This is a genomic window from Paenibacillus sp. ov031 (assembly GCF_900143165.1).
GTDB lineage: Bacteria > Bacillota > Bacilli > Paenibacillales > Paenibacillaceae > Paenibacillus > Paenibacillus marchantiae.
In genome coordinates this window covers 2,069,983-2,090,888 of sequence record NZ_FRDO01000001.1, presented here as the reverse complement: position 1 = coordinate 2,090,888, position 20,906 = coordinate 2,069,983, and the positions used below count along the sequence as shown (strand labels likewise).

Genomic DNA, 20,906 nt, shown 5'->3' with positions numbered 1-20,906 from the left:
TTTGTTAAAATTGAAACGAGTAGAACATTGCCACGTATGTATGTTTATATACAAGGATGAACTATCGACTAGGAGGAATACCATAATGTCCATTTTCAAACGATTGCGCGATTTAACGATGTCTAACATTAACTCTATTATTGACAAGGCAGAAGATCCGATCAAGATGACGGATCAATATATCCGAGATATGCAAGAAGATCTGGAGGACGCGGAGAAAGCTGTTGCTGCACAGATTGCCATTGAGAAGAAATTCAAGCAGCTGTTCGAAGAACAGGAAGCTCTCGTGAAGAAACGTGAGGAGCAAGCACATACAGCAGCGCGTGCACAGAATATGGATTTGGCTCGTCGGGCACTGGAAGAGAAAAAAGTGGCTGAAGAGAAGATGGCTGAATACAAAACAAGCTATGATCAAAACAAGGCTTCTGCCGATAACCTTCGTGGCAAGCTGGACGAAATGCGCAAACAGTTGACCCAAATGAAAAATAAACGTGAAACATTGGTTGCGCGCTACAACGCTGCAAAAGCTCAAACCGAAATCAACAAGGCCCTGAACGGATTTGGCTCCGATACTGCAAGTGCCGGCATGAAGCGTATGGAAGAAAAAATGATGCAGATGGAAGCTCAGGCTGAAGCCAGCAATGAGATGTCGTCCAAAGGAAAATCGCTGGATGATGAGTTTGAGAAGCTGGGCAAGGATCAGGCTGTTGAGGATGAACTGGCAGCATTGATGAAGCAATACGAAAATAAGAACTAAACCTTGTAAGCAAGCAGGGGCACCAGCGGAGGAGAGACCAGCGTTTCTCCTTCGCTTTTAATTGCGGTTCATGTTGAGATGTGGGGGCTATGTAAATGGATTTGAACATTTTGGCAATGCTGGTCTGGACGTTATCGGGTTCGGTTTTGCTGTTTGTCTTAATGTATGTGGATTCTTTGTTCACGAAGTATAAGGATTTTGCCGAAGTGAAGGCGGGCAATATGGCCGTTACAACACGTATGGTTATGAAGCTGTTTGCTCAGGGATATGTACTCGCCACCTCCATTTCGACAGCGGGTCATCTTGGAGAAGCGTTGCTGGTATCCGTTGTTTCATTTATTATTTTGCTGATTCTGGAGAGTGTGGTTCACTTTATGATTCGGAGATGGGCCAACCTGGATCTGGATACGGGAATACAGCAGGGCAAGACAGGTTATGGTTTGTTCTCAGGTGCACTACATATCGTGGGCGCATTAATTATTGCAGCTTGTTTATAAGATAAAGAACAGGAGTAATGGGTATGAGTGTGTGGAAACGGATTAAAGGGATAATAGCCAAACCTGAACCTCCTAAGGCAGAGAAAACAATGCTTCAGCTGGCACCTGGTGATATCTGTGAGGTTTCGCTGGTCACCTATGAAGTGGTTGGACGGGTACATCATCGAGCGCGGAATGCAGCTGTCCTCACGTTGCAGGATGGTACGGCAATCCGACATTTGCATATTGAAGAACGGGAAATGACCCGGTATGCCCTCTATACACCAATTGATGGCCGTCTTGATGCACCAGACGAGGTGCCTACGTTGCTGGATCTGGATGGACGTGCGTATCATCTGGAGGAAGAATACGGAGGAATGGTAACCACTGCAGGCAGGACACCCTATGGTCAGGCTGGGGAACAATTAGTATGGCAATATCAGTCTGATGATAACATGCTTTTGCGTGTGGAGTGGCAAGACAGAAGATTTACGCTGTATGAGGGTGAGTCCATTCTTCCTGCGGATATCAAAGTGATTCGTTCGAGCTAGGAGAGGTTCCAATGAAAAAGCGCTTGGCACATGGATTAAAATTAATGCTGGTCCTCAGCCTTGTGATGTCGCTGCTGTCCGCGTGCGGAGCACCTTCCGTTCAGGACACATATCCGCTTGAATCGGTCAGCGGCAGTGGTAACACGACATCCTATGTGTACCGAGCTGCCGATCGTACCGTTCCAGAGGTCGCTCAGGAATTATCTGAACAGCGGAAGCCGGATCAGATCTCGGCGGAAAATACAGAGCGGATGTTCCTGGTATATCAGGACCAGTATTATCATTTGCAGCAAGACCCGAATAAAGCGGAAGACACCTTGGTTGAAGTGGATTCCAAGGAATATGTTCGGCAGAATTATGATTCGTCCTTTTTGCAAGGTTACTTAACCGCAACATTAATTGGTAATTTGTTTGATTCGTTTGGGGGTAGAGGGTCCGGTACGTATCGTGGTTATACGAACAAGGACACGTACAAACCAAGTGAAGGTTCTTATCGGACACCAACGAGTAAAGATAAAAAGGTTGCTCCACCGATTACCGTTGACCGAAAAGGGTCAATTACCCGGCGTGGCAGCGATAAGGATTCGAGCGTAGGGTCCGGTGGAGGATTATTCAGCCGAAATAAGGAACAAAGCAAAGGCACAATTGATCGTAATAAAAGCAGTGGCGGTCTTGGAGGATTGTTTGATTCACCCAAGAGCTCTTATAAAAAGCCCAAAACGAGGGTTGGCGGTGGCCGAATCATGAGGCGTAGGTAGCACATCTCTTGAATGGGGGCCCGCAATATTAAATCTTCGCAGAAGAACAGTGAAAAGGTAAGGTGGAGCGAGCTATGCCACTGAAAGTGACCTTGGACGCTGTTCTTTTTGTTTTACGATTTGCGGACATGATGGGATTTTCGAACACGAGGAATGGTTGTGGCAGGTTGTTTGCGAATCCAGCGGATATAAGGCGCGATGCGCTCATCTTTCCTTAGTGCTTGTATTTCAGTTAAACCTAAGGTAATAATATCGCGATTGGTATACAGAGAATGAATTTGTTTGTGGCAAGGGATACACAGATCGGCAGTAGGCATGTGCGTTCCGCCCATTTCTTTCGGTGTCAGGTGATGGACTGTTGTCTCGACAGGCTCCCTTCCACATAAAGCGCATCGTTGATTCATATAGTTCAGCTCCTTTTCTCTTACATATTATGGTCTGTCCATTCGTCTTTCATGTGAATGGGTTGTTGGAGAGTACTTGTCATGACCTAGCTTTCGGGCTACACTTTTTAAATATGAACAAATGATCGAGGGAGGTTCTATCACCATTGAAAATAAATTCACATTCAACGGATATGACGACTGCGAAATTTATCCGTAAAGCTATACAAGTACCGGATGCGCAGGCGAAAGTTGCTGCTCATGTCAGTTCGGGTTCAATAGAAAAAGTAACACTTGAGCAAGCACATGGTCGAACGCTTGCTGAGACAATTCATGCTCCCCATCCTTACCCATTCTTTCGTCGTTCCGGAATGGATGGGTTCGCGATTTTAAGTTCGGATACGATTGAAGCATCTAGCGAACAGCAGATTTGGTTCCGTATCATTGATGAAATTCCTTGCGGGTATACATCGGATCTTACGATTACATCTGGTACAGCTGCTCGGATCATGACAGGAGCTCAGGTGCCGGAAGGTGCAGATGCTGTTGTTATGATGGAGATGACTGAAAGTAAAGAAGAGCATGGGGAACAATGGATTGCCCTGAAGCGCCAGATTCAGCCGGAGGCCAACATTACGCCAATTGGATTGGAAGTTCATGAGGGGCAATTGCTGCTTGAGGCAGGAACGATCATTCAGGCAGGTGAACAATCCGTGCTGGCAACATTCGGCGTAGGCCAAGTGCCTGTATACAAACGCCCCAAGGTAGCCATTTTTGCAACAGGTACAGAACTGTTGGAAGTGGACGAGCCGTTGCAACCCGGGCGTATTCGGAACAGTAACAGCTATATGCTTCGTTCTCTGGTCGTTGAAGCGGGGGGCGAGCCGGTTATGTATGGTTCGATTGCAGATGATGTGGATACGGCACGTACGAAGCTTGCAGAAGCGCTTGAACATAATGATATGGTGGTCACAACAGGTGGGGTATCCGTAGGAGATTATGATATTATGGGTGACCTGGTTCGGGAAGGGAATATGGAGATGCTGTTTAACAAAGTGACTATGCGTCCCGGCAGTGTTACGACGGCTGCTGTGGTTAATGACAAGCTGCTATTTGCGCTTTCTGGCAATCCGGGGGCTTGTTTTGTCGGCTTTGGATTGTTTGTTCGGCCAACGATTCGTACGATGCAGGCTGATGCTCATCCATATTTGGAGGAATGGACAGCCATATTGGATGATGACTATACAAAGGTCAACAATTTCACGCGATTTGTACGCGGACGGACAGAGATACGTAACGGAATGGTGTATGCTAAGCCTTCTGCCGCACGTGTGGATGAATCCAGTGTCATGATCACCATTAAAGATAGCGATTGCCTGATCGTTGTTCCACCCGAGAAAAAAGGTATTCCTGCAGGTGAACAGGTTCGAATTCTCAGACTTCCCACAGGTCATGTCAGGTAGGTCATACATGTCTGAAACAAGCAGCACTTCACCACATATCATGCAGATTGTTGGATATAAGAACACAGGCAAAAGCACCTTAATTGCTGCGCTTACGCGGTACCTTACCTCTGCTGGACGAAAAGTGGCTGTAATAAAACATGATGGACATGATCATTTTGAGATGGATCACGAAGGAACCGATTCCTACAGCTTTGCTCAAGCAGGGGCCGATGCAGTCGTTGTCATGTCGGAGAAACGTACTGCACTCATTGAAAGACAAGCGACGCCGCTGGAAGACATGATAAAATATCTGTCAGCGTACGACTGGATTCTCATTGAGGGATACAAACAAGCGCCATACCCCAAATTGGTCATGGTCCGTGAAGAGAAAGACCTCTCTCTATTAGAGACGTTACAGCATGTGGTCGGGATTGTTTCATGGCTGACGCATGACAAGAGTGAATGTATGGAGGAAAGAGAGGGCCTCGTGTGGCATTCTGTCCATGAAACACAGGATATAGCAAGATGGCTGGTTTCGTTTGAGGGTCATGAAGAGAAAAGAAAATTATGACGAAATAATTATTATGTAAACTTGATGATATGAAATGTAAGGAAAAGAGTATATTTTCATTAATTTTGCGAAGCAATAAATATAAAGAAGCGATCCTTGCAGGACATTCTCCTGAAAGAATCGCTTCTTTATAGTTACCTTGTAAAGAATCTAACGAATCTAAACGAATCGAATGAATCGGCTTGCTGAGGTGTATAAATAGGCTACATCCCATCGTCTGTACGACGTTCAATTGCTTCAGACATCGTTTTATCCGTGAGGTGCGCGTAAATTTCGGTTGTTTCCGTAGAAGCATGTCCAAGCTGTTCTTTTGTTTTATAGATATCATTTTGCAAATAATAGTCGGTCGCAAAAGAATGGCGTAATTTATGCACTGTCAGATACGGTTTGCCAAATTGTTTGGCGTACTTCATGATCATGGCCTGTATGGCCCGTTTGGTCATCCGACTTCCTTCGGAATCTCCATTGCGAAGAGCGATAAACAACCCTTTTTCCCGTTTGGGTGTGCGGTAACGTGACTGGCGCAGATTGATATAAGTTGCGAGTTCATCCTTGGCTTGTTCTCTAAAATACACGGGCGTCTTAAATGTCTCATCATTATTACCTTTGCGATATACATACAGCAGCTTATTGTTGAGATCCAGATCATCCACGTTCAGGTTCACCACTTCAGATACACGCAAACCCGAATTCAGAATGAGGCTGGCGATACAGGCATCCCGTTCTTTGTTTAGCTCGTGTGAGTAAATCGCCTGTTTGTTCTTTTCCATATCCACGGCATATCCTTCAAGGATGTATCCGATAAACTCCAGTAACTCTTCTTCTTCCAGAAGTTTACCCTTTAGTTTGGCTGCTGTATCTTTGGGTTTATGGGTACGTTTGATCTCAATTTTCGCCATAATGTTTCGTTTCAGCAGGGGGTAGAAATCTTCGTCTTCTGCAATCTGACTTAAATAATGAAAGAGCGAACGCAGAGAAGAAAGTTTACGGGAAACCGTGATTCTGGAGTTGGCTCCTTCACGCTTGGTGGTCAAAAATAATCGATATGATGTCACTGATTCCATTCGAAGGACTTCCAGTTCAAGCAATGTAACTTCCTTATTAGAGCTTGCCTCGGATAATCCTTCTGCGCGTAACCAGCCAAAGAAGGCTTCATAATCTCTTAAATATTCAAGCAAAGTAGAAGGAGATAAGTCGGGTAATTTATAGTCAATGAATTGCTGAACGAACCAAGGCATGGAAGGTAGTTTGTCATCCAGCTTGCGTCGGTCAATCTCTTTTTGCACATTGGTCAAGTTCGGCACCCCCATGATAAAATAATTTCTAAAATATGCTATATCCTATTTTACCATATTTAAATCGTCACAGCCTGTTCTCCAAACCGGAATAAGCAGATTCATGCTTCCTTGCCCTTGGCGGTGTAAAGCTTTAAAGTATGAGTTATAAGTAGAGCAGAGGAGGTGAACCGGATGAATATAAAAATAGAGCTGGTTCCCCGGGAACGCAGTCAGGTGATTCGGCACTTAATGCAATTTTATCTATATGATTTTACAAAATATCTGAATATTGATGTGGATGGTAACGGTGTTTTCCCGGAGTATCCCGGATTGGACGCTTTTTGGTCAGAGGAAGACCGTAAGTTTCCTTTTTTGATTACGAGTGATGAGGCACCAGCCGGGTTTGCATTAGTAGAACGTTGCGAACCAGGCAGCAAAGATAATGACTATTATTTGACCGAGTTTTTTGTAATGCAGAAATACCGGCGTAGTGGAGTGGGTACCCGGGCAGCTTATGAGCTGTTTGAACGTTTTCCGGGAAGGTGGAAAGTAACCCAGGTTCGCAACAATGTCATTGCTCAAGCATTCTGGCGGAAGATCATAGGGGAATACACGGGAGGCCGCTTTCGTGAGAAATTTCATCCTGAACTGGGGAACCCGAGTCAGTTCTTCGTAACCTGATTCAACGGATGTATCCGTGTTGGAGGAAATAAAGTAAGATGAACAAGTGGGTGTAATACCCAACATAAGGGTAATACATACCGAAGACTAATTTGTACTATATGTACTTTCATTATCTGTAACCAAATTCACGAAGCTTGGAGGAAATGATCCATGGAACTGCGTAATTACGGAAACACTGGCATGAAAGTAAGTACACTTGGGTTTGGTGGGGCGGAGATCGGCAAGAACGTATCCAAAGCAGATGTAGAAACATTGCTAAACAGTGCGTTGGATGCAGGGTTAAACGTCATTGACACGGCTGAATGTTATGGGGATAGTGAAGAGTTAATTGGAGATGTGCTATCACATCGCAGAGACGATTATTATTTGTTTACCAAATGTGGACATGCCGCTGGGGTAGATGGCCCAGATTGGGACGCCAAAGTATTAGAGCAAACGATTGACCGTAGTCTTAGAAGACTAAAAACGGAATACGTTGATGTAATTCACCTTCATAGTTGCTCTGAAGAAGTACTTCGGCAAGGAGCAGTCATAGAAGTGCTGCAACGAGCCAAGGAAGCTGGGAAAACAAGATTTATTGGATATAGCGGCGATACGACGGATGCTCTTTATGCGATTCAGACAGGCGTGTTCGACAGCTTGGAAACCTCGCTGAACATAGCCGATCAGGAAGCCATCGATCTGACGTTGCCTGAAGCGAAAAAGAGAAATATGGGTGTTATTGCCAAACGCCCCATTGCCAATGCGGCATGGACGTATGACTCGCTTCCGGAAGAAGCATATGCCTTTGTATATTGGAAACGCTTGAGTGAACTTGGGTATGGTTTTCTGGGCGAAGATGCACAAGCAGCCGTTGAAACCGCATTACGTTTTACGCTCAGTACAGAAGGGGTAGACACGGCGATTGTGGGTACAGCAAAACCTAACCGTTGGCAGCAAAATGCCGATCTTGTCGCCAAGGGAGCTCTGAGTAAGGAGTTATATGACGAGATTAGAGAACGTTGGAAAGAAATTGCGGGAGCTGACTGGACTGGACGAACTTAATTCTTTCAGCTATAAAAATAGCGTGATTATCCTAAAGTCGCCTCAAAGGCGGCTTTTTTTATTCGCAACAACCTTATATTTTCATTATATGAAAAATTCACAACAATAAAAGCGAACTGGCTATCTCCATAGGGAGGGGTGCTTTCGCCAGATTTCCATCCAAGAATTAAGGGGAAATTTAATCGTGTAGCTTAAAACGTTAACTCACCTGCACCTGTCTTCGTACACTATATTATTATTTCAACATATGAAAAATTCACAATAGAAAAATCAATTTACGCTCCCCTGTACATACCTGCATCTCCATTACACCATCTCACCAGCTCGTTATAACGAACTTCCTTATCCTCGGCTTCATGTCAACACTGATTTGCAATTAATATTGCCAGATGATTTCGAGGATAAATGGCATGGCTAAAATAAAATGCAAAACAAATCTACGGATAAGCAGAAAGAAATCCCTACGCGAGGCTGTGCGCCCTGCATAGGGTTTTGGTTGGCTCATATGTTTAGAGCGATTTATAGTCACGAATAATGACATCTATGACATGCTTTCCCCAATTCGAGGCTTCCGAGCCTGGTTCATTCCAATGGTAGGAGATGAGTGCTTTCCACAAAGCCCAGCCACGGGCACGATTAACCGTATCTTGGTCAACATTCATGGAGCTTAAGAATATATCACGACTTACATCATCAAAAAAGTTCCATGCCATCACAAGATCACTAGAAGGATCGCCCGCGCCCATAGTTCCAAAATCAATGACTCCGCATAGTCGTCCATCTTGCACGAGCAGATTACCTACCGCAACATCACCATGGAGCCATAACGGTGCCGCTTGATATTTCGTTGCCAGGGCAAGCTCCCATATTTCAGTCATAAGCTTTGGATCGTATTCGCCGGATACCTTTCCAATGACAGTCCTTGTATCTGTATCGTAAACCGCTAAGTTCCCGCCGCGATGAAAATTTTGAATGCCTGCGGGTATGCCGTAACTAGCATCAATGGCTTCGAGTTCTCTCAGAAATTTAGCGAGGTCTTCTGCAAAAACGCTTAGGTCGATTACGTTGGTATGCGTGACGGTCTCGCCTGCGATCCATTGGTTGATCGACCAGGGAAGGGGATAGTCGTCCGAAGGTTCACCTTTTGCAATGGGAGCTGGAATGGGCAAGGACAGAAGAGGCTTGAAAACTGGAAGCCACGTCAGTTCTTTTTCTACAGCAGAGGCGTAACGTTCATGACTGGGTAAACGAATTGTCATTTCGTCTCCCAATCGATAGGTGCGGTTATTGTGCCCGCTTTTTTCTACGGGTGTTATCGTTAAGCCTCTCCATTTCGGAAATTGACTATCGACTAATTGACGAACCAGTTCAATCGTAATTTCAATCATGTTCTCGCCTCATTTTCTATTAAATGGATGGGTTCTAACGTTAGTACATAAATTTTAACAATTTGTCTTGATCTTATCAAAGGGAGAAAATCGTCTAAAACCAAATGAGGAGGGCAGACCCGGAAAAACCCTTATATTTAGCGATTTTTTAGTTGGTAGAAGCCCTGTTATGAGTAGAATATCATAGGTTTTTATCCCTTGACATAAAATGTCATTATAAAGATAATAATTGTAACTTTGGAAGAGGGAGGAGAAATCAAAGCCGAATTTAGGTTTGATTTGAATGCATATGTAAGCGTAATATTTTCGGTTGTACCTCACACAATTATCACTTTAAAGGAGTGTAGTCATGTACGATAAAATTGTAGATATTTTGTGCGCTATCAAAGAAGACCAACCGGAACTACGCCAATCCCTATCCCCAGCAACGGAACTGAATAACGATATTGGTCTCGATTCTCTGCAAATGATCCAGTTTATGCTCAAAGTCGAGGATCAGTTAAACGTAATCATTGACTATGACGAATTCGATTACGAGCATCTCCAATCGATCGACACATTTATAACCTTTCTGAAAAGCTGCCAGTCTCAAGAGCAATCATTGTACGAAGATGTCCAGAAGTGAGGCCGGGGTAATTCCAACGATCGTTATGGGGACGTTTGATCCCGAAACGCGGTGGAGGGATCCGGACTTATCCAAGCTACCTGCTATGCCTGATAAGGACAGGGAATCCATTGTCCTGTGTATGGACGAGCTGTTATTTCCATTTTGTGGGCCTGACGATATCCTCTACACCCGCTGCAAAATTGATCCAAAGCTGTACGAGTATCTGAATGGGTTAGGTTTTTCCTTTCATAGCCGTTACCACTTTGATTTGAACGATGAACAGAGTTCCTTACCCGAACCGGACGTTTTTAAGCAGTGCATGTTCAGTCTTGCTTCAGACGATCAACAGCGTGAAGCGATGTTGACCCACAACGTAAAACAGCTCTCTCCTTATGCCATTACGGCTGATACGGAGGAGTACCTGCGTGCCGAAGGGTCGTTGGGGTCTTTGCCCGACCTTGAGACGGTTAAGTATGTAAATTCCAAATTTTACTCCAACCGACTCCTGACCAGGATCGGAGAGAAGTGTTATGGCACGGAAGTGAACAATGTAGTAGAAGTGCAGGCTGTCGGAAATACGTTACTGAAGCGAGGGGCGTATTTGCTGAAAGATCCATTCGGTGTTTCCGGCAAGGGCAATATGCTCATTGAAAATGAAGCCATGCAGCGAAGGATAGCAGAGCATCTAGATAAGCAGGAGAGAAGAGGATTGCGCTCGCAATTCCTGTTGGAACCACTGCTGAGAAAAGAGATCGATTTCAGCTCACATTGGTTCATTCATAAGAGCGGTGAGAGGGATTTCCTTTCGGTTCAGCGTATGCTGAATCAGCAGCAGAATTACGGCGGGTCTATTAGAGCAGATGAGGCTTTGCTCCTTCTGCTGGAGCACGCAGGTTATTTTGACACGATGGAAAAGGCACTACGGGTATTATTCGAGGACGGATACCACGGCTTCGTGTGTTTCGACTCCATGATTCTGGAGGACGGCGATATTGTACCTATTGTTGAGATCAACGCCCGCAAGTCCATGGGCCTCATTAATGCTTATCTCGATAAAGGCTGGAAAACTTACGGCCATAGCGGCCTACTTACCTTCCTTTCTCTCGGCCTACCTGAAGGCTTCACGTTCGGAAAGTTGCTCGACGCTTTGCATGTATCCGGTCTTCTATTCAAAGGGAAAGATGAGTACGGAATTATGCCTATTTCATCTAACACCGTAATGGTGAATGGAATTCTGACCTCTCGACGTATATCCGAAGGAATCCAGAGTCATCGGGGTATGCCGAAAGGACGATTGTATATCTCGGTGGTGGGCCGTGATGATGAACATCGTAATGAACTGATCATAAGTCTGAGGCAGGTACTCGCTGACTTGTCCATTAAAGTGTACAACTAAATTTTGGAATGCGGAGGCTGCGCATGAATTCATCTTCGGTTACCCTGCTTGCGTCGGGCAATTCGCTTGGTGCATACATTCCGGCTATGCATCTGAACACGTACCTGCAAGATAGAGGTGTTAGAACGGACGTTCACGTTCTGGAGAACCTGTATCATGAAGAAATCAGGTGCAAGATTAATTCCACCAAAAAAGCATTTCATGCCGATTTCTCCGTTGCCCTTATGGGGCATAAACTGGCCAAGCCTGTAGACTCTTCCCTGAATGACGCGGAAGTCCAGTTCCTGTTGGACTCATGGATACGTGATGGGGTATCTCATTTTGCTGTGTTTACCGGTTTTTGGCTTCCGATCCTGGAGAGGTACAAAGCCATTGCGCACACGCCTTTGGATATTCAACTGATCCGCTTGGACGTGTGCGATACGCCATCGTTTAAGGTACACAAGTCCTTGTATCCGGACTACGAGAACGTTTGGCTTTACGAGCCTTCAAGGTTGTCTCCAGACTTCTATATTGCCTCAGATGAAAAGGAGCTCCTGGCTTATGCACAGCGTGACAGGCGCATTCTGATCCATGGCGGCGGCTGGGGGATAGGAACATACGCGTCAACGATTGCAGAGCTTCGTCAATTTGGTTACCTGCTGGATGTGATCGTCTACGATCCTTCCGAGGTGGAGGAGGACGATGGGAGCACACGCTACTTCGGAACAGAGGTTTCATGGAATCCGTGGAGTCGGGATGCCCAGGGGCGGCATTCGTTTCCACCAATGAACCGATATGTTCGTGAAGAGGGCATTCTTCGGGAAATTCCGCTCCGTGATTACTCTGCTTACACGGATCTGATGCGAAATTGCGCTGCCATTATCAGCAAGCCCGGAGGAGCGACACTGAACGATTCGTTGTCCTACGGAATACCTTTTGTCATGTTAGAGCCGTTTGGTGACCATGAGCTTCAGAATTCAAAGTATTGGGAATCCTGTGGTTTCGGTATCCGATTTGCGGAATGGAAAGCCCTAGATTACTCGGAACAACATCTCGAAGAAATGTACGAACGTTTACTGGAGCAGCGATCAAAAATCAATCATTTGGGGAGGAAAACGCATGCAGCCGAAAACAGCAGTTACGTTTGATAAGCTGACATTTCAAAATATGAAAAGAACCCTCGTTCCACTCGCGGAAACGGGAAGGAAACGCCGGGAGGACCCGACGTATGCCGCACCCGTGCCTTATGAGATCGGAATCAAGCTTAATAACGGCTGTAACCTGCGCTGCAAGCATTGCTTTGAATGGAATCCAGATGGCTTCCATCACGGCTTTGCCAGTGAAGTGAAGAGAGACGAAATCGAGATTCCCGTCGTGGAGAAACTGCTCGCCGAAACGAGAGAACGCAAATCACGTGTGTTCCTGTGGGGCGGAGAACCGCTATTTTACTCTAAGTTCGATGAACTGGCAGAACTGCTGGCTAAGGAAGACCGGCATACGACCATTTGCACAAACGCGATTCTCATTGAACAAAAGCTGGATTCCATTTTGAAAATGTCTAAAAATTTAGTCATGCTGGTCAGCCTGGAAGGATTCGAGAAGGAGAATGACGCGATTCGGGGTAAAGGCACTTTCAAAAAAGTGATTCACGCCATACAGCTGCTGTTGGATCTGCAAAAGCAGGGCTTGTACAAAGGCAAAGTGTCCGTAGCCCTGACAGTAAATGACCAGATGGTCGATCAGCTGTATAGCTTGATGGAATTCTTTGAAGAGCTGGGCGTTGATTCCGTGTACTTCTGCTTCCCATGGTACATCCCTTCCGATACGGCGGAAAAAATGGACACCTACTTTGATGCGCACTTTCCGCACCTTGCCTCCCGCTTTGCGAGTGACCACAAGAATAGCTGGCACTCTTTCACGTTTCACATCTCACCTGACCGTTTTGACACATTAATCGAGGAATTTAAACGAGTTAATTCACGAGTGTGGAATGTACGTATCCGCTATCAGCCTGCGCTGGAGCCCGAAGAGGTAGAAGGTTTTATTCGAGGTAGCGAAAAGCCAGCCATGAATCGGACCAAGTGTTTCTCGATCTCGAACCGGATGGACGTGATGCCAGACGGTAAGGTCAATCCATGCAAATTTTTTCCGGAATTCAGTGTCGGTAATTTATACGAAGAAAGTGTGGCCGATATTTTCCACGGTGAGGATCTGCGAAAACAACGCGAGATTCTGGCCTGCGGTCTGACACCGATTTGCTCCAAATGCGTGCTTCTGTATAACAACGGAGTTTAATCGCTTTAACTTTAGCCGCCAATAAGGGAAAACATGCAATCATTCAGGAGGAGCGGGGATGGACTTTATCCGTGTACGGGAACTGCACAAATCGTTCGTATATTACCGGAAAGAAGCAGGACTCAAACATTCACTGAAAAACTTATTTGCTCGCAAATCACTTGTGAAGGAAGCGGTTAAATCCGTTTCCTTCGATATCGGCCCCGGGGAGTGCGTTGGATTTCTGGGTCCGAACGGAGCAGGTAAAACCACAACGCTCAAAATGTTGTCGGGCATTTTATATCCCACAAGCGGAGAAGCCGACGTACTTGGCTATGTACCTTGGGAGCGAAAGAACGAATTCAAACGACTGTTCTCCATTGTAATGGGTCAGAAAAATCAACTTTGGTGGGACCTTCCTGCGAGCGATTCGATTTATTTGAACAAATGTATATATGACGTCGAGGATGATCTCTATCGTCGAAGTCTTGCCGAACTATCAGAGATGCTTGATGTGCAAGACTTGCTGGATGTACAGGTTCGCAGGCTGTCCTTGGGTGAACGTATGAAAATGGAGCTAATCGCCGCTCTGATCCACCGACCAAAGCTGCTGTATCTTGACGAGCCAACGATCGGCCTGGATTTCCCCTCTCAGAAGAGGGTGCGGGAATTTCTGAAATACTATAATGAGCAGTTTGGCGCCACGATCCTGCTGACGAGCCACTACATGAAGGACGTGGAGGACCTGTGCAAGCGGACAATCATTATTAACGAAGGAAGTCTTCTGTATGACGGAGATCTTCATAAGATTAATGATCTGTTTGGCGAGCACAAAATTGTAAAGTTGCAGTTCTCGGAACCGGTTGCCGAGCAGCGGCTGGCCAAATTCGGAAAAATGATCAGCGCAGACGACTACAGCGTTGTTCTGGAACTGCCCAAACACCGTCTAAAAGAAGTGTCGCGTGCTATGCTCGATTCGTTTCCAATCGTTGACTGGACGATTGAGGATGTGCCGATCGAGGAGAGTATATCGATGCTCTACCAAAAGGAATCCGTCGGATGAATGGACGCAAATTGTATACGGCTGTATTTTCGATGGGTGTGCAGCAATCGATGGAATACCGATTTCACTTCTTTCTCGGTCTTCTCGGAGCCGCGTTTCCGATTCTTGTCCAGTATTTTATATGGACAGCGGTGTACCAACATTCCGGCGAAACGGCGCTATTCTCGTATTCATATAATCAAATTATTTTGTATACGATCTTGGCGGGCTTGGTTTCCAAGCTGATCGCTACCCAGTTCGAGCACCAGATTGTCGATGACATCAAGAACGGCGGTCTCAACAAGTATTTGATCAAACCGGTTAGTTACTTCGGATATCGGCTAGTATCCTTTTTCGGACAGAAGGCGATCTATTACGGCGTTACAGCTGTGCTGCTTGTCGGGATTATCTGGATATCATCTGCCGGTGGTGTGCTTGAGTTCCAGGTCATACGGCTAATCTTGTTCGTCGTTACGTTGTCGGGGGCGCTATTGCTCAATTTCTTAATTTCCTACTGCATCTGTGCAAGTGCTTTTTATCTAAATGAAATCTCTTATTTTTTCGTCATTACGAGTCTGCTCGTGAATATTCTGAGCGGAGGTATGTTTCCATTGGAGATTTTCGGGGATTCGATAGTGGAGGCACTTCAGTACACGCCGTTTCCGTATACCATTTATTTTCCGGTCAATGTGCTCAGCGGCAAAACGGAAGTGGCGGCGATGTATCAAGGATTGCTCATCCAGTTGGGGTGGATACTCCTGTTCTTATGGCTATCCCGTCTAACGTGGCGCATATCCATGAAGAAATATTCAGCGGTTGGGGGGTAGCGGAGATTCCATATGTTTAGAGCCATGAGAAAATACGCACATTTGTATGGCATGTTCATCAAAAATTGTCTCATTGCCCAGATGGAGTTTCGAGGCAATTTCATGATGAGCCTGCTGGTGGAATCCGTCTACCTGCTCGCCAAACTGTTATATGTACTCGTCGTGTTCCGCACCGATCTTCACGTCGACGGCATACCGCCAGAAGGGCTGCTACTATTTATAGGCATGCACACCGTAGTGACAGGAATATATGTCGGGCTGTTTTTCACCAATTTTACGAAAATTCCGGAATATATTAAGGACGGCTCACTTGATCTAATGTTAACGAAGCCGGTTTCTCTTCAATTCATGGCTTCTTTGCGTTATGTCGATCTGGCCCTGCCAATCCCTGATATTTTAGTTGGTTTCGTCATGGTTGGTATTGGCTGGCATGCTATGGACATACCCCTGACGTTTCTCCAGCTAGCCGGGTTTATGCTGCTGTTATTCGTGTCCGTTATCATCACATACTGTCTAATGATTATCCCTGCATTGCTGTCATTTCGGTTCGTTCAGACGGGTTCTGCATCGGAGATCGCCCATTCCGCCTGGGATGCCAACAATTTTCCAATGGCAATATACCCAACTTGGGTCCGGCGGATTGGTACCTTTGTCATTCCGCTGTTCCTGATTACCAATTTCGGGCCGATGTTCCTGCTAGGACAGCTCAGCTGGCTCTATACAGGACTGGCATTGGTCGCTTCGCTTATACTCTTCACAGTTATACGTTTGCTCTGGAAACAGGCTGTAAAGGGATATAGTAGTGCAAGCAGTTAAGGGGGAGAAAGAATGAATGCTGTTCAGCTGCCCGTGTTAAATCCGCCGCTTAAAGGATTTCTGAGGTGGGCTTACACGCTTTCGATTACCAGTGCACATGAGGAAACAATTCCTTGGTATTACAGCAATTTCATTCAGTTGTCCTGCAAGAAAACCTTTCTGGATGATGGCAGACAGTTTTATATCGACTTTTTCCGGGGCCAACCCAACGAACTGAATTTCAATAATCCATTTCTACTCACATGCTCTGTGAATTATACAATTCTGGAGCATTTGGCGCTGGACGCCTGGCCCCAATTTTTCGCGGATCAGATTCGTAGCGGCTATTATTGCATCGTGTTTTTGGACGAAGCGAAGCTACCACCAGCGGCGGCCTATCAGCAGGAACCGTTTCCGCATCATCTTTTTCTGTACGGTTTTGATTGGGACAAACGCATTTTTGATGCTTCCATGTTCGACAATACGGGAGTTTACCGCAATGTACAGATTCCGTTCACGGAATTCCTGGATGCTATCCATTCCATGAGACATCTGCTCAGAGAGGGACTCACCGCGGATCATCACACTTATTTTTACAAATATGAGCCGCATTCTCCTTATCCTTTCGATAGAATCGTAGCACTCGACCAACTGCATGATTACCTGAACGGTGAGACTCATCTGAATCGCATTAATTACATTCCTGATGACGAACAGGCTTTCGGAATTGACGTCTACGACTATTTGCAAATGTACTATGATGCGGTAGAGAGCAACGATCCTCGTCTCGGTGACCGTAACGATGTGAGGCATCTTCATGTGCTCTGGGAGCACAAAAAAATGATGAGTGAACGGATTGCCTATTTGATCGATGAGGGGATAATCCCTTACGACGAAGAACTTGTGAATGGTTATCAGGATATAACCACCAGGGCAATGAAGCTAAGGGATCAATACATCCGTCATGAAATGCGTGAAGACAAAGCAGTGTTTGCGAAGGTAAGACTCCGGTTGGAGCAATTCCGCAAGGAAGAGCCTGTTCTGCTGCAAAGACTGATCTCGTTGCTCGAAAAGTAAATAAAGAAGGCTATTCCTCGGGGAGGAACAGCCTTCTTTATTTATATTCATGGACTACACGTTAGCCTTATTATGATTCTTTATGACTTATTCAAACTTGAAATCATCATCCGTCAGAGGTTCTACATTCAGAGTACGAATATACCCATTGCCTTTTTTAGAGAAAAAGTCGTGCTGTTTGGTATGTGTACTGATTCCATTTAACACAATCGGGTTAACTTCCTCGTCTTCAAATAATGGCTCAAAACCGAGGTTCATCATGGCTTTGTTAGCATTATAACGAAGGAAGGTTTCCACTTCTTCGGTCAAATGAATAGGTGTATATAATTCCTCCGTATATTGCAACTCATTTTGATGAAGAAGCTGTACTAGATCAACCAAACCTTGATACACATCGTTCCGCTGCGTTTCATCAAAGCTCGCGTATATTTCCTGGGCCAATACCCCCACATATACACCGTGAATACTTTCATCCCGCAGAATCAGATCAATGATCTCACCACTGCATGTGAGTTTGCCTTGTCCAGCTAAATAGAGTGGATAGAAAAATCCGCTGTAAAACAAATAACTTTCCAAAAGAACGGAGGCCGCCATCGCCATATACAGATCTTTTGAAGTTTCAATGTTCATGTAATACTGACGTATAACCGTCGCTTTGGTTTGCAGATATGGATTTTCTTCCACCCATTTAAATACACTGTCAATTTCTTCGGTTGATGCCAACGTGGTAAAAATACTGCTGTATGATTTCGCATGAATTTGTTCCATCATCGCCATAAAACTAAGTACGGCTTTGCGTTGCAGTCCATCGACATGCTCCATAATCTGCGGCATACCTACACCGCCCTGGATCGTATCCAGAAGGGTTAAGCCTCCCAAAACTTTCATATAAGCGTCTTTTTCTATATCACTGAGCATGCCCCAGGTCATTTTATCATCGGATAAAGGAATCTCGTCATCGGTCCAAAATTGCATAATATTCTGATTCCAGAACATCAGAGTGAAATCATCATCCGCTCGATTCCAGTTCACAGCTTGAATTGCCGGCATGGTATATCATACTCCAATCGTAATACCCTAAAGGGAAATTATTTATATTGAACAAGCAATGCATTCTTCCATCGTCAGCTTGTTGGTTCTTGTATAATACAGAGATTTCAACCCTTTATGAGCAGCATACAGGTAGCAGCGAGCCAACTCCCGCGTGGATACATCACTGTTTACATGCAGAATGGTTGAGATGCCTTGATCCACATGCGGCTGAATCTCCGCAATCAAATCAATTACCTTGAATTGATCCATTTGATACGCTGACTTGTAATAGAAGACATTATCCTTTTGCAAATAGGGCATTGGATAATACGTGGTTGAATTGGCATAGGTCCGTGTCTCAATTTGTTCCACGATGGGCATTACACTGGATGTTGCGTTTTGGATATAAGAGATGCTGGCCGTTGGAGCAATAGCCATGCGATAGGCATGATAGAGACCATTTGTCATCACTTTAGACTTAAGCAGGTTCCAATCTTCAGGAGACGGAACAGCAATGGCGTTAAACAATTCTTGTACTTTCGATGTGGTGGGACGGTAATCCGTAGTCACATAACGATCAAAATATACCCCAGTCGCATAGTCCGATTGCTCGAATCCATAGAACCGTTGACCCGTTTGCTCTGCAAACTCCATACTTTTCTCCAGAGAATGATAATTCATGGTCATAAAGAAGGTACGTACAAAATCCTTGGCCTCCGAGCTCTCATAAGCAATCCTGTTTTTGGCTAAGTAACCGTGCAGATTCATGGCACCCAAGCCAACGGAATGCATTTCGGAATTGGCTTTTGCCACACCGGGAGCATTGGCTACATGTGTCATGTCGCTGACGGAGGTTAGTGCGATCATTCCCTCATGAACGGATTCCTTGATCTTGCCACTCTCCATAACATTAACAATATTGAGGGAGGCCAGGTTGCAGCTGATATCTTTGCGAATAATATCCGGTTGACCATAGTCTGTAATTTCAGAAGTTTCTTGGAGCTGGAAGATCTCTGTGCAAAGGTTCGACATTTTGACTTGTCCTACGTTTTTCAAGGCATGTGCTTGATTGGCATTGGTTTTATTAATGATGTAGGGATAACCGGATTCAAGTTGAGTCATCGCTATTTTGGTCAGCATATCCCGTGCGCTGAGCGATTTTTTCTTCTTCACGCGGTCGTCAGCCAGCAAGGTATCATACATCACGTCCAGATCCATATCATCCAAATGTGTTCCATACGCCTTGTAGACACTATAAGGTGCGAAGAGGTACAGGGGCTCATTATCTTGAGCCAGCTTATAGAAACGATTAGGGACAATAAGTCCGATAGAGAGAGTTTTCAGCCGGATTTTCTCATCCGCATTAATCTTTTTGCTATCCAGCAGTTCCATAACGTCCCAACCGAAAATATTATAGTATGCTGCACCAGAACCTTTCCGTTGACCCATCTGATCGGCGTAGGAGAAGCCGTCTTCCATCAGCTTGAGAACAGGAGTAATGCCTTTTGCGGCACCTTCAACACCTTTAATGACTTCACCACGAGCACGTAGCTTCGACAGGTTGACAGCCACTCCACCACCGATTTTGGATAACTGCATACAAGTGTTTAGTACATAGTTTATGGAGTTCAGTGAATCATCCATTTCAAGCAGGAAGCAAGAAACCAGTTCACCGCGCCGACTTTTTCCCGCATTTAGAAAAGTAGGGGTTGCCGGTTGAAGACGCTGTTCCATCATAGAACGAGACAGCAAACAAGCCGTATCAAAGTGTCCTTGACCCAGATGAAGTGCTACGGCTGCTACTCGATCCGCATATTGCTCAAGGTATGTTTTGCGGTCATATGTTCTCAATGCATAATCAGTATAGAATTTAGAAGCTGCCATATAGGAAGGAAAGTTATATTGATAGCCACGCGTAATTTCAAATACGGTTCTAACTTGGTCAGCTGTATAGGAAGCATAGAAATCCTCGTAATAATCATGATCAATCATGAATTTGACTTGATCATCAATGTTGGCAAATGCCATACTTTTATCTTTGATTTCTCTCATAAACTCCTCTACAGCCTCTTTATCCTTATGTAACTGGAAGAAGCCATCAGAGTCGCGCTTTAGCAGCATGTTATTTAATTCAATATGACGCAATGCGGCTCACCTCCTGTTCAAAATACTCCACATCTCTCTTGGAGCCCGATAATTCAAATTTACTAATAACCGGGACGTTATAAGATGCAGATATCAAATCTGCACTTTTGGCAAAACGCTCACCCCAGTTACGGTTACCGCTGGCGGCCACGCCAATCAGGTATGCAGAGTTTTTTTGCAAAAAAGAAGACACCTTATCAGGTATCTGTCCAAAACCTGTTGTATATGTCACAAGTACGTACGGTTCATCAATCGTCATTTGATTCTGAATCTGAACAGCCGGCAGTTGAAGCTTGGAAATAAACCTCTTAACATTCCCGGTTATAGAATCATACACAATTAGCACTATCATATCCTCCTTGACAAATGAAAGGTGATCAAAAACAAACACTATA

At 45.1% G+C, this 20,906-nt stretch carries 22 protein-coding genes; 16 read left to right on the top strand and 6 right to left on the bottom strand.

What is annotated here, in order from left to right; translation table 11 throughout:
* The first annotated feature begins 85 nt into the window (after window positions 1–85).
* The 4 genes from BUA17_RS08850 to BUA17_RS08835 all read left to right on the top strand — a co-directional run bounded on the left by BUA17_RS08850 (window position 86) and on the right by BUA17_RS08835 (window position 2,542).
* A complete protein-coding gene (locus BUA17_RS08850; protein ID WP_024634017.1) occupies window positions 86–757 on the top strand; it encodes a PspA/IM30 family protein in 672 nt (223 codons plus the stop codon).
* A 95-nt stretch (window positions 758–852) separates the two neighbouring features.
* Window positions 853–1,254 (top strand): DUF350 domain-containing protein, encoded by a 402-nt coding sequence (locus tag BUA17_RS08845; RefSeq protein ID WP_063562809.1) that lies wholly within the window; start codon window positions 853–855, stop codon window positions 1,252–1,254.
* 23 nt (window positions 1,255–1,277) lie between these two features.
* A complete protein-coding gene (locus BUA17_RS08840) occupies window positions 1,278–1,784 on the top strand; it encodes a DUF4178 domain-containing protein (RefSeq protein ID WP_063562808.1) in 507 nt (168 codons plus the stop codon).
* 11 nt (window positions 1,785–1,795) lie between these two features.
* Complete coding sequence (locus BUA17_RS08835; protein WP_072733273.1) at window positions 1,796–2,542, top strand: DUF4247 domain-containing protein; 747 nt, start codon at window positions 1,796–1,798, stop codon at window positions 2,540–2,542.
* 113 nt (window positions 2,543–2,655) lie between these two features.
* Here BUA17_RS08835 and BUA17_RS08830 read toward each other — a convergent pair whose 3' ends face one another.
* Complete coding sequence (locus BUA17_RS08830; protein ID WP_072733272.1) at window positions 2,656–2,946, bottom strand: restriction endonuclease; 291 nt, start codon at window positions 2,944–2,946, stop codon at window positions 2,656–2,658.
* Window positions 2,947–3,119: 173 nt separating this feature from the next.
* On the opposite strand from BUA17_RS08830, the gene glp reads away from it, so the two are divergent.
* Together glp and mobB are read left to right on the top strand one after the other, a co-directional pair.
* Window positions 3,120–4,388, top strand: coding sequence for a molybdopterin molybdotransferase MoeA (gene glp / locus BUA17_RS08825; protein WP_072733535.1), 1,269 nt, complete (start codon window positions 3,120–3,122; stop codon window positions 4,386–4,388).
* 7 nt (window positions 4,389–4,395) lie between these two features.
* Complete coding sequence (mobB, locus tag BUA17_RS08820) at window positions 4,396–4,941, top strand: molybdopterin-guanine dinucleotide biosynthesis protein B (RefSeq protein ID WP_072733271.1); 546 nt, start codon at window positions 4,396–4,398, stop codon at window positions 4,939–4,941.
* 203 nt (window positions 4,942–5,144) lie between these two features.
* Here the strand turns inward: mobB and xerS are convergent, their stop codons facing one another.
* Complete coding sequence (gene xerS, locus BUA17_RS08815) at window positions 5,145–6,251, bottom strand: tyrosine recombinase XerS (RefSeq protein ID WP_072733270.1); 1,107 nt, start codon at window positions 6,249–6,251, stop codon at window positions 5,145–5,147.
* Window positions 6,252–6,410: 159 nt separating this feature from the next.
* On the opposite strand from xerS, the gene BUA17_RS08810 reads away from it, so the two are divergent.
* Window positions 6,411–6,899 carry a GNAT family N-acetyltransferase gene (locus BUA17_RS08810; RefSeq protein ID WP_064637203.1) on the top strand — a complete coding sequence of 163 codons (489 nt, stop codon included), beginning with the start codon at window positions 6,411–6,413 and terminating at the stop codon, window positions 6,897–6,899.
* Window positions 6,900–7,052: 153 nt separating this feature from the next.
* Window positions 7,053–7,946, top strand: coding sequence for an aldo/keto reductase (locus BUA17_RS08805; protein ID WP_072733269.1), 894 nt, complete (start codon window positions 7,053–7,055; stop codon window positions 7,944–7,946).
* A 509-nt stretch (window positions 7,947–8,455) separates the two neighbouring features.
* On the opposite strand, the gene BUA17_RS08800 is transcribed toward BUA17_RS08805, so the two are convergent.
* Window positions 8,456–9,334: an aminoglycoside phosphotransferase family protein gene (locus BUA17_RS08800; RefSeq protein WP_072733268.1), complete on the bottom strand. Its 879-nt coding sequence runs from the start codon at window positions 9,332–9,334 to the stop codon at window positions 8,456–8,458.
* A 349-nt stretch (window positions 9,335–9,683) separates the two neighbouring features.
* Between BUA17_RS08800 and BUA17_RS08795 the strand changes: the two genes are divergently transcribed.
* Genes BUA17_RS08795 through BUA17_RS08760 form a run of 8 tightly spaced genes read left to right on the top strand, consistent with a single transcriptional unit; the run spans window position 9,684 to window position 17,334 of the window.
* Window positions 9,684–9,959, top strand: a complete 276-nt coding sequence (locus BUA17_RS08795; protein ID WP_064637210.1) for an acyl carrier protein — start codon at window positions 9,684–9,686, stop codon at window positions 9,957–9,959.
* Window positions 9,946–11,337 (top strand): hypothetical protein, encoded by a 1,392-nt coding sequence (locus BUA17_RS08790; protein WP_072733267.1) that lies wholly within the window; start codon window positions 9,946–9,948, stop codon window positions 11,335–11,337. Before BUA17_RS08795 ends, BUA17_RS08790 begins: the two co-directional genes overlap by 14 nt.
* 23 nt (window positions 11,338–11,360) lie before the next feature.
* Window positions 11,361–12,467, top strand: coding sequence for a glycosyltransferase family protein (locus BUA17_RS08785; RefSeq protein WP_072733266.1), 1,107 nt, complete (start codon window positions 11,361–11,363; stop codon window positions 12,465–12,467).
* Window positions 12,439–13,614, top strand: a complete 1,176-nt coding sequence (locus BUA17_RS08780; RefSeq protein WP_063562798.1) for a radical SAM protein — start codon at window positions 12,439–12,441, stop codon at window positions 13,612–13,614. Before BUA17_RS08785 ends, BUA17_RS08780 begins: the two co-directional genes overlap by 29 nt.
* A gap of 58 nt (window positions 13,615–13,672) precedes the next feature.
* Window positions 13,673–14,656 carry an ABC transporter ATP-binding protein gene (locus BUA17_RS08775; RefSeq protein ID WP_072733265.1) on the top strand — a complete coding sequence of 328 codons (984 nt, stop codon included), beginning with the start codon at window positions 13,673–13,675 and terminating at the stop codon, window positions 14,654–14,656.
* Window positions 14,653–15,462: an ABC transporter permease gene (locus tag BUA17_RS08770; RefSeq protein ID WP_072733264.1), complete on the top strand. Its 810-nt coding sequence runs from the start codon at window positions 14,653–14,655 to the stop codon at window positions 15,460–15,462. Before BUA17_RS08775 ends, BUA17_RS08770 begins: the two co-directional genes overlap by 4 nt.
* Before the next feature lie 12 nt (window positions 15,463–15,474).
* Complete coding sequence (locus tag BUA17_RS08765) at window positions 15,475–16,278, top strand: ABC transporter permease (RefSeq protein ID WP_072733263.1); 804 nt, start codon at window positions 15,475–15,477, stop codon at window positions 16,276–16,278.
* Window positions 16,279–16,290: 12 nt separating this feature from the next.
* Window positions 16,291–17,334 (top strand): hypothetical protein, encoded by a 1,044-nt coding sequence (locus tag BUA17_RS08760; RefSeq protein WP_072733262.1) that lies wholly within the window; start codon window positions 16,291–16,293, stop codon window positions 17,332–17,334.
* Between the two features lie 87 nt (window positions 17,335–17,421).
* Here the strand turns inward: BUA17_RS08760 and nrdF are convergent, their stop codons facing one another.
* Genes nrdF through nrdI form a run of 3 tightly spaced genes read right to left on the bottom strand, consistent with a single transcriptional unit; the run spans window position 17,422 to window position 20,857 of the window.
* Window positions 17,422–18,384: a class 1b ribonucleoside-diphosphate reductase subunit beta gene (nrdF, locus tag BUA17_RS08755; protein WP_072733261.1), complete on the bottom strand. Its 963-nt coding sequence runs from the start codon at window positions 18,382–18,384 to the stop codon at window positions 17,422–17,424.
* A gap of 42 nt (window positions 18,385–18,426) precedes the next feature.
* Window positions 18,427–20,511 carry a class 1b ribonucleoside-diphosphate reductase subunit alpha gene (gene nrdE / locus BUA17_RS08750; protein WP_072733260.1) on the bottom strand — a complete coding sequence of 695 codons (2,085 nt, stop codon included), beginning with the start codon at window positions 20,509–20,511 and terminating at the stop codon, window positions 18,427–18,429.
* The gene (gene nrdI / locus BUA17_RS08745; protein WP_063562791.1) at window positions 20,498–20,857 is read right to left on the bottom strand and encodes a class Ib ribonucleoside-diphosphate reductase assembly flavoprotein NrdI; all 360 of its coding nucleotides are present in this window, start codon (window positions 20,855–20,857) and stop codon (window positions 20,498–20,500) included. The genes nrdE and nrdI overlap by 14 nt, the downstream gene beginning before the upstream one ends.
* Between the last annotated feature and the right edge of the window lie 49 nt (window positions 20,858–20,906).

Coding starts and splice junctions, on each gene's coding strand:
- BUA17_RS08790 (WP_072733267.1), top strand. CDS start 9,946: ATGTCCAGAAGTGAGGCCGGGGTAATTCCAACGATCGTTATGGGGACG.
- BUA17_RS08795 (WP_064637210.1), top strand. CDS start 9,684: ATGTACGATAAAATTGTAGATATTTTGTGCGCTATCAAAGAAGACCAA.
- BUA17_RS08785 (WP_072733266.1), top strand. CDS start 11,361: ATGAATTCATCTTCGGTTACCCTGCTTGCGTCGGGCAATTCGCTTGGT.
- BUA17_RS08770 (WP_072733264.1), top strand. CDS start 14,653: ATGAATGGACGCAAATTGTATACGGCTGTATTTTCGATGGGTGTGCAG.
- BUA17_RS08760 (WP_072733262.1), top strand. CDS start 16,291: ATGAATGCTGTTCAGCTGCCCGTGTTAAATCCGCCGCTTAAAGGATTT.
- nrdF (WP_072733261.1), bottom strand. CDS start 18,384: ATGCCGGCAATTCAAGCTGTGAACTGGAATCGAGCGGATGATGATTTC.
- BUA17_RS08840 (WP_063562808.1), top strand. CDS start 1,278: ATGAGTGTGTGGAAACGGATTAAAGGGATAATAGCCAAACCTGAACCT.
- BUA17_RS08850 (WP_024634017.1), top strand. CDS start 86: ATGTCCATTTTCAAACGATTGCGCGATTTAACGATGTCTAACATTAAC.
- BUA17_RS08810 (WP_064637203.1), top strand. CDS start 6,411: ATGAATATAAAAATAGAGCTGGTTCCCCGGGAACGCAGTCAGGTGATT.
- glp (WP_072733535.1), top strand. CDS start 3,120: ATGACGACTGCGAAATTTATCCGTAAAGCTATACAAGTACCGGATGCG.
- BUA17_RS08780 (WP_063562798.1), top strand. CDS start 12,439: ATGCAGCCGAAAACAGCAGTTACGTTTGATAAGCTGACATTTCAAAAT.
- mobB (WP_072733271.1), top strand. CDS start 4,396: ATGTCTGAAACAAGCAGCACTTCACCACATATCATGCAGATTGTTGGA.
- BUA17_RS08845 (WP_063562809.1), top strand. CDS start 853: ATGGATTTGAACATTTTGGCAATGCTGGTCTGGACGTTATCGGGTTCG.
- BUA17_RS08800 (WP_072733268.1), bottom strand. CDS start 9,334: ATGATTGAAATTACGATTGAACTGGTTCGTCAATTAGTCGATAGTCAA.
- xerS (WP_072733270.1), bottom strand. CDS start 6,251: ATGGGGGTGCCGAACTTGACCAATGTGCAAAAAGAGATTGACCGACGC.
- BUA17_RS08830 (WP_072733272.1), bottom strand. CDS start 2,946: ATGAATCAACGATGCGCTTTATGTGGAAGGGAGCCTGTCGAGACAACA.
- BUA17_RS08765 (WP_072733263.1), top strand. CDS start 15,475: ATGTTTAGAGCCATGAGAAAATACGCACATTTGTATGGCATGTTCATC.
- BUA17_RS08805 (WP_072733269.1), top strand. CDS start 7,053: ATGGAACTGCGTAATTACGGAAACACTGGCATGAAAGTAAGTACACTT.
- BUA17_RS08835 (WP_072733273.1), top strand. CDS start 1,796: ATGAAAAAGCGCTTGGCACATGGATTAAAATTAATGCTGGTCCTCAGC.
- BUA17_RS08775 (WP_072733265.1), top strand. CDS start 13,673: ATGGACTTTATCCGTGTACGGGAACTGCACAAATCGTTCGTATATTAC.